General features: G+C 77.6%; 5 protein-coding genes. 3 read left to right on the top strand and 2 right to left on the bottom strand.

Features of this window, described 5'->3' with window-relative positions:
• Positions 1-371: 371 nt before the first annotated feature.
• Positions 372-932, bottom strand: coding sequence for a TetR/AcrR family transcriptional regulator (locus tag ACFVFR_RS27215; protein ID WP_383706343.1), 561 nt, complete (start codon positions 930-932; stop codon positions 372-374).
• 107 nt (positions 933-1039) lie between these two features.
• Between ACFVFR_RS27215 and ACFVFR_RS27210 the strand changes: the two genes are divergently transcribed.
• Entirely contained in the window at positions 1040-1948 is a 909-nt protein-coding gene (locus tag ACFVFR_RS27210) for an NmrA family NAD(P)-binding protein (RefSeq protein WP_383706341.1), read from the top strand.
• Positions 1949-2085: 137 nt separating this feature from the next.
• Here the strand turns inward: ACFVFR_RS27210 and ACFVFR_RS27205 are convergent, their stop codons facing one another.
• Positions 2086-5031 (bottom strand): flippase-like domain-containing protein, encoded by a 2946-nt coding sequence (locus ACFVFR_RS27205; RefSeq protein ID WP_383706339.1) that lies wholly within the window; start codon positions 5029-5031, stop codon positions 2086-2088.
• Between the two features lie 191 nt (positions 5032-5222).
• Between ACFVFR_RS27205 and ACFVFR_RS27200 the strand changes: the two genes are divergently transcribed.
• Both ACFVFR_RS27200 and ACFVFR_RS27195 read left to right on the top strand, forming a co-directional pair.
• Positions 5223-5708, top strand: a complete 486-nt coding sequence (locus ACFVFR_RS27200) for an MGMT family protein (protein ID WP_383706336.1) — start codon at positions 5223-5225, stop codon at positions 5706-5708.
• An 840-nt stretch (positions 5709-6548) separates the two neighbouring features.
• The gene (locus ACFVFR_RS27195) at positions 6549-10487 is read left to right on the top strand and encodes an ATP-dependent helicase (RefSeq protein WP_383706347.1); all 3939 of its coding nucleotides are present in this window, start codon (positions 6549-6551) and stop codon (positions 10485-10487) included.
• Positions 10488-10705 lie beyond the last annotated feature (218 nt).

Raw genomic sequence — 10705 nt, 5'->3', positions numbered from 1 at the left:
CCCCGGGGCCGCGACCGCCCGGCCGGCCGCGGGGCCCCGGCGTGCGGGCCTCGGGGGCCGGGGCGGATCGCTCGGGGCATGGCCGTCCTCTCGCGTGGGCGGACCCGGGGGTGGTGCGCCCGCCTGCCCATCGTCGGCACTGACGCCACCGGCTGCCCGCACAGCGCGCCGGACGGGTGAGCGGCGGCGGGGCGCGGGGGAGCGGGGCGCGGTGGCCCGCGATGTCGGCGCGGCGGGGTCGGCGCGCGGGGTCGGGCCTCGGGCGGGTAGCGCGCCCGCGAGGTCGGGCGGGTGGTCCGGCGGGGCAGCCGCGCTCGTGGGCGAGGGCGGGGACGGGTGTCCCTGAGCGACGGGAGCGGGCGGGGCGTGGGTCAGGGGGTGGGGCTGACGCCGCGCAGGGTCAGGTCGAGCAGGCGGTGGGCCTCGGCCACCGGGTCCGGGTGGCGTTCGGTGGCCAGGACGGCGCCGGTGACAAGCGCGAGCAGGTCGGCCGTGGTGACGCCCGGCGCCAGCGCGCCGGCCCGCGCGGCGCGGTCCACCAGCGGGTCGGCCGCCCCGGTCAGCTTGGCCGAGCAGTCCGCCACCTGGTGCGGGCCGGTCAGCCCGTCCTGGAGCAGCACGTCCGCCATGCCGCGCGCCGAGGCGGCGTAGGTGGTGAGCGCGGCCAGCCACTCCAGCAGCGCGGCCCGCGCGTCGGGCCCGTCGCTCAGGTTGGCGGCGTGGGCGCACAGAGCCGTGGTCCGCTCGTCGAAGACCGCCGTCAACAGCGCGCGCCGGCCGGGGAAGTGGCGGCGCACGGTGGCCGAGCCGACCCCGGCGGTGCGGGCGATCCGCTCCAGGGACGCGTCGGCGCCATGCGCGGCGACCTCCGCCTCGGCCACGGCCAGAATCCGCGCGTAGTTGCGCCGGGCGTCCGCGCGCTGACCGGTCATGGCGTGTCCTTTCCACGGATTGCCTAAATGGTGGGCCCCTCCGTATCGTAGCGAAACGTAAACGGCGAGCCCCGCCGTTTACGTTTCGTCGTACCCGAGGAGCGCTCATGCCCGCCGCACACACCCCCGTCCTGGTCGTCGGTGCCACCGGCCAGCAGGGCGGCGCCGCCGTCCGCGCCCTGCTGGCCGCCGGCGTCCCGACACGGGCGCTGGTCCGTGACCCCGCGACCGCGCGGGCCGGGGCCCTCGCGGCGCTGGGCGCCGAGCTCGTCACCGGCGACCTGGACGACCGCGACACGCTGGAGCGCGCCGCCGAGGGGGCCCGCGCCGTCTTCTCCGTGCAACTGCCCGACCTGGCGGGGCGCGGCTTCGCGGGGGAGGTGGAGCAGGCCGGCAACCTGGTCGAGGCCGCGCGGGCCGCGGGCGTACCGCAGTTCGTGCACACCTCCGTCTCCGGCGTCGGCCGCTACGCGACGTGGGTGGCGGGCCGGTGGGCCTGGCTGGAGCCGTACTACGCGGCCAAGGCCGGCGTCGAGGAGCGGGTACGCGCGGCGGGATTCGCGCACTGGACGCTGCTGCGGCCCTGCTTCTTCATGGAGAACCTGCTCCCGGCGGCGGAGGTCGTCTTCCCGCGCGGGGTCGAGGGCGGCCTGGTGACGCTGCTGCGGCCGACGACGCGGGTGGCGCTGGTGGCCGTGGCCGACATCGGCGCGGCGGTCGCGGCGGCGGTGGCCGAGCCCGCCCGGTTCGCCGGCGTCGAACTGGAGCTGGCGAGCGACCGGCTGACCGTGGCGGAGATCGCCGAGGAGCTCTCCCGTGGCCTGGGCGTGCCCCTGTCGGCGCCCGAGCTGAGCGAGGAGGAGGCGCTCGCGGCCGGACTGCCCTCGTACGGCCTCGCCCAGGCCCACCTCAACGAGTTCCCGCAGCCGGCCCGCCCCGAGTTCGCCCGCGCGCTCGGTCTGACGCCCACCCCGTTCGCGGCGTGGGTCGACGCGCACCTGCGCCCGGCCGGCTGAGGCGACGGCGGGCCCGGCGGGGCGGCCGTCAGCCGCGCCGGGTGGAGCGGCCGGGGCCGGGCGCGGGCCCGGCCAGGCGCGGGCCCGGCCAGGCGCGGGCCCGGCCAGGCGCGGGCCCGGCGCCCGCGCGGTCCGGGCTAGAGCGCTTCCTTGCGGGTCAGATAGGAGAAGGACAGCCAGCCGGGCAGAACCGGCAGCCAGAAGGTCATCAGCCGGAACAGCAGCACCGCGGGCGCCGCCGTGTCGTAGGGGAGGCCGGCGAAGGTCAGGCCCGCGATCAGCGCCGCCTCGACCGCGCCGACACCGCCGGGGGTGGGGGCCGCCGAGCCCAGGGCGTTGCCCGCGAGGAAGACCACGGCGATGCTCGCGTAGCTCAGGTCGCCGTCGAAGGCCCGGATCGAGGAGTCCAGGCACAGCACGAACGTCGCGGTCAGCAGCAGCATGCCGCCGATGCCGGCGAACAGTTTCTGCGGACGCTGGAGCAGGTCGAGCATGCGCGGGATGACGCCGGCGAACAGCGACCGCACCCGGGTGGAGACGAACCGGCGCAGGGCCGGCACGGCCGTCACCACCAACGCGAGCACCGCCGCCGTCAGCAACCCGGCGATCACGGTGCGGGAGGGCGAGAGAGTCGGGGTGCGCTCGGTGCCGGTGATGTAGCCGAAGGTGCCGAGCAGGATGATGTGGCTGGCCAGGCCGAAGAGCTGGGAGGCGCCGACACTGGCGACCGCCTGCCCGGGTCGTACGCCCGCACGCTGGAGGAAGCGCGTGTTCAGGGCGACGCCGCCGACGGCCGCCGGGGCGACCAGCTTCGCGAACGAGGCGGCGACCTGCGCCAGCACGGTGCGCCCGAACGGCACCTTCTCCGGCACGAAACCCAGCAGGCTGATCGCCGCGCAGACGTAGGTCAGACCGGAGAAGAACAGGGCGATCGCCACCCACGCCCAGTTGGCCTCGTCGACGACCTGACCCAGCTTGATGTGGGTGAACTGGGAGAGCAGGAAGTACGCGGCGAAGGCGCCCGCGCAGAAGCTGACCAGGGTGCGCGGCTTGATGCGCTCCAGACGGACCGGCTCTATCGGTGCCTGCGGACGCACCAGCAGCACCTGCTGCCGGATCTGGGAGAGCAGGTCCTCCTCGCGGGCCTCCTCCAGCGCCTCGTCGATCGCGCGCTTCTCCGCCTGCTTCTCGGCGTGCTTCTCCGCCTTGAGGGCCTTGCGCGCCCTGCGGTCCAGCGGCTGCGCGTCCACCTGCTCGCGGACCTCGGCGGCCTCCGCCTCGCGCGCCTCCTTCTCGCTCCGGGCCGCCGCCAGCACCGCCTCCCGCTCCCGGTTGGCGCGCTCGCGCCCCAGGTGGCGCAGCGTGGCACGGGTGACCCGGTTCAGCGCGAGCGGCTGGAGCAGCGGCAGGCTGTCGGCGACCGCGTCCGGGCCGATGACGTCGACCGCCGCCGCCACCGACCGCTCGGCGCCCACGCGCAGCGCGAGCGTGGTGAGCAGCTGCGCGATGTCCATCCGCAGCACCACGTCCCCGGCGGCGATCTCGCCTCCGCGCAGGTCGGAGACGATGACCCTGCCGGAACGATCCACCAGGATGGCGTCACCCTCCAGCCGGCGGTGCGCGATACGCCGCGACTGGAGCGCCCGCACCTGGTGCCAGGCGCCCTCCAGCAACTCGTCGGTGATCCGCTCGTCGGGGAGCGCGTTCAGGGTCCGGCCGCCGGTGTGCTCGTAGACCAGCATCACGGCGTCGGGGCCGAGTTCGGAGGTGGCGATGAGCTTGGGCGCGTTGGCCCCGGCGGCGATGGCCGCGTACGCGAGCAGCGCCTCCTGTTCCAGGGCCTGGCGCAGCGACTGCAGGCCCCGGCGCTGGGTGATGGAGCGCAGCGCGAGCCGTTGCCAGGTGCGGTAGAAGAAGCCCCGCGCCTGTTGTTCGCGGTCCACGACGGTGACGTCCAGGGGTGGCCCGTCCTCCAGGGTGACCAGGTAGCGGCGGCCCCGGTCGACGGTGGAGGGCTGCTCGCCGCTCTGCCCGTCGTCCCAGCGCAGCGCGCTGACCGGGCTGAACCCGACCCGGCGCAGACCGAGCAGCAGGTGCTGCCCGGTGGGCCGGACGTTGGGGGAGCCGACCGCGTACAGCGTTCCGTACGCGACGGTCCAGCCGATCAGCACCGTGACCAGGATGGAGAACGGGGTGGTGTAGCGGCCGACGAGGACGGCGAAGGCGTCGAGGAAGAGCACCACCCACATGGCCACCCGCCACCGTGGGCGCCGGGCCATGCCGACGGCCGTCATGTACGCGATGACGGGGGCCAGATAGCCGTGGACGGGGTCGGAGAACGCGCCGCCGGGGGACTGCTGCGTCAGCGTGTCGCGCAGCGAGTCGGGGGCCGAGCGGGCCACCCAGAGGTCGGTGGCCAGCGAGACGCCGTGCGCGAGGACGGCGGCGAGCACGCCGTCGGCGATACGCAACCCGTCGCGTTTGATCAGCCGCTCCATGGCGAACGCCACGGGGAGGATGAGGACGGCGACGCTGGAGATCAGGCCCGCGAACTCGATCAGCAGGTCGGGGGCCTGTCCCGCGCCCTTGCCGATGTCCTTCTCCAGGCCGGCGGTGGTGCCGTGCGCGAACGCCGCCGTGGCCAGCACCACGACGATGCCCAGCATCCCGAGCAGCAGCTTGACCAGGTCGAAGGGGCGGTGCACTCGGGCGGGCAGCAGCGGTTCGTCCACGGACACCTGGTCCGCGCGCAGGTCGGTGTCCTCGCAGCGGTGCGGCCCGGCGGGCCCGGCCTCCTCACGCGCTGCCCGCTCCGTGGCCCCGTCGGCGCGCCCCCTGTCCGTGGGGCGGGCCGTGGAACCGGTTCCGGGGCGCGGGGGCGGATCGGAGTCCGAGCCCGTGTCGGGGTGGGAGCCCGCGCCGGTGGGGCGGGGGTCGGGATCGGGGTCGGCCGGGCGGGAGTCGGGCGCGGAAGCGGAGTCCGCGGCGTTCTCGTGACCGGGCTCCCCGGTCACCTCGGCGTCGTCGGAGCGGGGCAGCGCGGCGGGGGCGCTGTCCTCTTCCGGAGGCTGCGCACCCTGCATCTCAGTCGTCTCTTCTTGATCTCGTATCACCTGTCACCGCCCGGAAGATGGTGGCATGGCCGCGTGGCCGGGGACGGCATCAGGGGGTACTTCGAGGTCGCGAGATACGGATGGTACGCCCCGTAACACAGGTGTGCACGCTGTGTGACAAGCGGGGTCGGCTGTCGGTGGGGTGCGGCAAGATGAGTCGGATGAGCCGCGAGAGCGAGGAACGAGCGGAGCCGGACGAGCTGCCCGACTACGCCGAACGGGTGTTGGCGGTTGCGGAGCTGATTCCGCCCGGCCGGGTGATGACCTACGGCGACGTCGCCGAGTGGTTGGCCGAGGAGCTGGACCCGCAGGCGGCGCCGGTGGCCGGTGGCGGGGGTCGGGGCGTGGGAGGCCCGCGCCAGGTGGGGCGGGTGATGGCGCTGTACGGCGGGGCGGTGCCCTGGTGGCGCGTGGTGCGCTCGGACGGGGCGCTGCTGCCCGGCCACGAGCGCAGCGCGCTGGCCCAGTACCGGGCGGAGGGCACGCCGCTGCGCGAGGCGGCGCGCGCCAGACCCGCCCCCGAGACCGACACCGACGGGCCGGGCCGCCGCCGGGGAGCGGCGCGCTCCGGTGGCGCCATGCCCCGCCTGGACATGCGGCGGGCCCGCTGGGACGGCACCCGACCGCACCCCGGCGACCGGGCGTGACCGAGTCCGCCCGGCCCCCCGCCGCCGCGCGCGGGACGACCCCGACCGGTTCGCGATTCCGGGCATCCCGTGCGTACGCGGCGTGTTCGCCGCAAGAGGCGACAAGCCGGGTGTCGCGGCGACGGGTCCGCGCGGCGCGCCCGACCGGCCGGGGCCGCGCGGCGGCCGCGGCGCGGACACCGGGGCCGGCGGGCCCGGAAGGGCCGGGTGTCGGTCGGGCGCGGCGATGTCAGGTACGTCACCCTCGGCGCGTGCCCGGGGCGCCCCGTGGCGGTGCGCGGCGGGCGGCGCGACGGGGCGCGGCCCGGTGCCTGGCGGGGCCGAGGCCGCTGCGCGACGCCTGGCCACCGGCCCTTTCGCGGCGTCGACGGCGGCCGGCCCGCCCGGGGTGGGCACGCCAGGCGTGGCAGCCCAAGAGCCGGGTCGGAGCCACCCCCGACGGGCCCGCGTCCGCGCGGGCACTGGCGTAGCGTCGGGGGCGGCCCGCACCCCACGGCCCCCACCCGGCGCGCTCCGGCCCTCGCGTGGCGCACCCCGACCGGGGCCGGCCACGGCGGGGCCGCACCCGGGCCCGGTCGGGCGACGGCCCGGCGCGAGCGGGCCCCCGCCCCCAGTACGGCCGCAAGGCACCCGGCACAACCACCAGGACCGGCGATCCACGTGAGCTCCTCCTCCTCGTCCCATCCCCGGCGCGGGCCGGCGTCGCCAGCGCGACGACCGCCCTCGGGGCCGCGACCGGGGTCACCCATGGGCTCCCCCGCCACGCCACCTCCCACCGACGCGCCCGCGCACGCCCCCGCCCCCGACACGTCCGCCCCGGCCGGGGCCGGGGCGCACGCGATGGCCACGCCGTACGCCGTCGGGGCCCCCGCGCCGTCCGGCGCGTCCAGTGCGGGGGGCTACCGGCTGGTGCGTACGCCGCCCGGCTCGGCCACCCCTCCTGTCCTGGACGCCCGGCAGCGTGCCGTGGTTGACCACCCGGGCGGGCCGCTGCTGGTCCTGGCGGGGCCCGGCACCGGGAAGACCACCACCCTGGTGGAGGCCGTCGCCGCCCGCGTACGCCGGGGCACCGACCCGGAACGCGTCCTGGTGCTGACCTTCAGCCGCAAGGCGGCGGTCGCGCTGCGCGACCGGCTCGCCGTGCGCGTGGGGGGCGTCACGGCCCCGTGGGCGACGACCTTCCACTCCTTCTGCTACGCGCTGGTCCGCGCCCACCAGGACGCCGACCTGTTCGCCGACCCGCTGCGCCTGCTCTCGGGCCCCGAGCAGGACGTGGTGGTGCGCGACCTGCTGGCCGGCCACGCGGAGCTGGAGGGCGCCGGCCGGGCCTCGGTGCGCTGGCCCGACGAGCTGCGCGCCTGCCTGACCACGCGTGGCTTCGCCGACGAGGTGCGGGCCGTGCTCGCCCGCAGCCGCGAACTGGGCCTGGGCCCCCGCGCGCTGGGTGCCTTCGCCGCCCGCACCGGCCGGCCCGACTGGGGCGCCGCCGCCGACTTCCTCGCCGAGTACCTGGACGTCCTGGACGCCCAGGGCGTGCTCGACTACGCGGAACTCGTCCACCGCGCGGTGCTGTTGGCCGAGCGCCCCGGGGTGGCGGCGGAGCTGGCGGGCACCTACGACGCGATCTACGTGGACGAGTACCAGGACACGGACGTCGCCCAGCTACGGCTGCTGCGCGCGCTGGCCGGCGGCGTGGTCGCCCGTGGCGCGACCCACGGCACGGGCGGCGCCGGCCGCACGGAGCCGGGCGCGGAAGGCGGGGGGCGCGAGGGGGGTGTCGCGGGGCGCGAGGCCGGTCGTGCGGCGAGCGGGGCCGACGCCACGGAGCACGGGGCCGCGCGGGACGGCGCGGGGGGACAGGGAGACGTGGCGCCACGCCGGGACGCGGAGCACGGCGCGCGCGGGCGTACAGCCGACCGGGCAGCGGGTTCGGTGGCGGGTTCGGCGCACGAGCCCGGGGCCGGGGGCGAAGGTGACTCCGGGGGCGGGCCCGTGGCGGGGGACGCGCGCCCGCCCGCCCCCGGACCGGGCGAGGAGGGGCCCGGGCGGGGACGGCCGCGCGGGGGCACGGCGCTGGTCGTCTTCGGCGACCCCGACCAGTCGATCTACGCCTTCCGTGGCGCGGACGTCGGCGGCATCCTCGGCTTCCCCGCCGCCTTCCCGCGCCCCGACGGGCGGCCCGCCGACGTGGCGGTGCTCACCACCTGCCACCGCACGCGCGCCGCGCTGGTGGCCGCCAGCCGCGCGCTGGCCGGCCGGATGCCGCTGTCCCGACTGCCGGCCGCCGTCGCGCGGGCCCACCGGGGGCTGACGGCGGCGCGGGACGGCGGCCGGGTCGAGGCGTACACCTACCCGACCGCGAACGCCGAGCTGGACAACGTCGCCGACATCCTGCGCCGCGCGCACCTGGAGGACGGGGTGCCGTGGAGCGAGATGGCGGTCCTCGTGCGCGCGGGCGCGCGGGGGCTGCCGGGCGTGCGGCGCGCGCTGACCACCGCCGGGGTGCCGGTGGAGGTGGACGGCGACGACATCCCGTTGCGTACCGAACCCGCCGTGGCCCCGCTGCTGACCGCCCTGCGCGCGACGGCGAGCGCCGCCCTGGCCCGCCACCCGGACCAGCCCGCCCGCGTGCCCCACCCCCGCCCGGCACCGACAACCGAGCCCGCCGACGCGACCGACCACACCCCCCCGGCCCACGCCACGGACCCCGAGGCGCGGACCCCCACCGACGGAGCCGACGCCGGCACGCCGGCCGGTGACGGCCCGGGCGGGGCCGCCGGCTGGCTCTCCGTGGAGACCGCGCTCACCCTGCTCGGCTCGCCGCTGGGCGGCATGGACGCGGCCGACCTGCGACGCCTGGGCCGGGCGCTGCGCGACGAGGAACGGGCCGCCGGCAACGCCGTGCCCCGCCCCTCGGACGTGCTGATCGCCGAGGCACTGGCCGAGCCGCAGCGGCTGGTCGCGCACGACCCCGCGTACGCGCGGGGCGTGCGACAGCTCGGCCTGCTGCTGCGCTCGGCGCGCGAACTGCTGGCCGGCGGCGGCACCGCCGAGGAGGCGTTGTGGTGCCTGTGGGAGGGCACGACCTGGCCGCGCCGCCTGGAGCGGGCCGCCTGGCGCGGTGGCGCCGCCGGGCGGCACGCGGACCGGGACCTGGACGCGGTGTGCGCCCTGTTCGAGACGGCCGCGCGCGCGGAGGAGCGCACCGGCGGCCGGGGCGCGCTCAACTTCCTTGAGGAACTCGACGCCCAGGACATCGCCGCCGACACGCTGACCCGGCGCGCGGTACGGCCCGACGCCGTGCGGCTGCTGACCGCGCACCGCTCCAAGGGCCTGCGCTGGCGCCTGGTGGTCGTCGCGGGCGTCCAGGAGGGCCTGTGGCCCGACCTGCGGCGGCGGGGTTCGCTCCTGGAGGCGGACCGCATCGGCCGCGACGGCATCGCCGAGCCCCTGCCGCCGGGCGCGCTGCTCGCCGAGGAGCGGCGGCTGTTCTACGTGGCGACGACGCGGGCCAGTGAGCGGCTGGTGGTCACCGCCGTACGGGCGCCCGCCGACGACGGCGACCAGCCGTCGCGGTTCCTGACCGAGCTGGGCGTGGACGTGGTGGACGTCCTCCACCGCCCGCGCCGCCCGCTGTCGGTGCCCGCGCTCGTCGCCGAACTGCGCGCCACCACCGTCGATCCGACCGCCTCCGACGCGCTGCGCGACGCCGCCGCCCAGCGGCTCGCCCGCCTGGCCGCCCTGCGCGACGAGGAGGGGAGCCCGCTGGTGCCCGCCGCGCACCCGTACCGCTGGTGGGGCCTGGCCGAGCGCACCCGTGGCCAGGTCCCGCTCCGCGACCGCGAGACCCCGGTGACCCTGTCGGGCAGCGCGCTCGACCAGTTGGTCAACACCTGCGCGCTCCAGTGGTTCCTGGGCCGGGAGGTGAAGGCGGAGCCGCCGTCGACCGCCGCGCAGGGCTTTGGCAACGTCGTGCACGTGCTCGCCGACGAGGTGGCCTCCGGCCGCACACCCGCCGACCTCGCGGTGCTCATGGAGCGGCTCGACTCGGTGTGGGACGCGCTCGCCTTCGACGCGCCCTGGAAGTCACGGCAGGAGAAGGAGAACGCGCGCGCCGCCCTGGAACGCTTCCTGCGCTGGCACGTCATGGAGCGCGGCGGGCGCACCGTCGTCGGCAGCGAGCACGCCTTCGACGTGACCCTGGACGTGGCGGCGTACCAGGTGCGCATCCGGGGCTCCATGGACCGGGTGGAGACGGACGCCGACGGGCGCGCGTACGTGGTCGACTTCAAGACCGGCAAGCAGACGGTCACCCGCGACGCGGTGGCCCACCACCCGCAGCTCGCCGTCTACCAGCTCGCGGTGCGCGAGGGCGCCGTGGACGACCTGTTCGACGGCGTCCGTCCCCGGCCCGGGGGCGCGGAACTGGTCCAGCTACGCCAGGGGGCGCCCCGCAAGGAGGGCGGCGAGAGCCTGCCGAAGGTGCAGGCACAGGAGCCGCTGCCGGCCCGCCCCGCCCCACGGGCCCCGGAGACCGGCCCCGCCGAGGCCGCGCCCGACCCGACTGACCCGGCGTCGGGCGCGGCGCACGGCGAGGCTGTCGACGAGGCGCACGACGGGGCGACCGACGGGGCGGGCTGGGTCGGCGAACTGCTCGCCACGGCCGCCGGGCGCGTGCTCGACGAGCGCTTCGCCCCGACGACCGGCGAGCACTGCGACCGCTGCGCCTTCCGCGCCTCCTGCGGCGCCCGCCCCGAGGGCCGCCACGTCGTGGACTGACCCCCGGCTCCGACCGGCCCGGACGCGGCCCCGGCCGGTTGCGGCCCGGCCCGACCTGGCCCCGGCCCAGGGGTGTAGGCATAGACGTAGGGCTCGTGTCCGGCGCGACGAGGGCGATCCGACCGCCCGCCCCGACGAGGCCGCCTCGGGCGTCCGCTCCCACCGGCCCGGCCGGTCACGGCTGACCGCGTGCGCCCGCGCCCCGACCGTAGGCGGCG

Source organism: Streptomyces sp. NPDC057702, assembly GCF_042799315.1.
Lineage (GTDB): Bacteria > Actinomycetota > Actinomycetes > Streptomycetales > Streptomycetaceae > Streptomyces.
This window is presented reverse-complemented; position numbering and strand designations above follow the sequence as displayed.

Coding starts and splice junctions, on each gene's coding strand:
- ACFVFR_RS27215 (WP_383706343.1), bottom strand. CDS start 932: ATGACCGGTCAGCGCGCGGACGCCCGGCGCAACTACGCGCGGATTCTG.
- ACFVFR_RS27210 (WP_383706341.1), top strand. CDS start 1,040: ATGCCCGCCGCACACACCCCCGTCCTGGTCGTCGGTGCCACCGGCCAG.
- ACFVFR_RS27205 (WP_383706339.1), bottom strand. CDS start 5,031: ATGCAGGGTGCGCAGCCTCCGGAAGAGGACAGCGCCCCCGCCGCGCTG.
- ACFVFR_RS27200 (WP_383706336.1), top strand. CDS start 5,223: ATGAGCCGCGAGAGCGAGGAACGAGCGGAGCCGGACGAGCTGCCCGAC.
- ACFVFR_RS27195 (WP_383706347.1), top strand. CDS start 6,549: ATGGCCACGCCGTACGCCGTCGGGGCCCCCGCGCCGTCCGGCGCGTCC.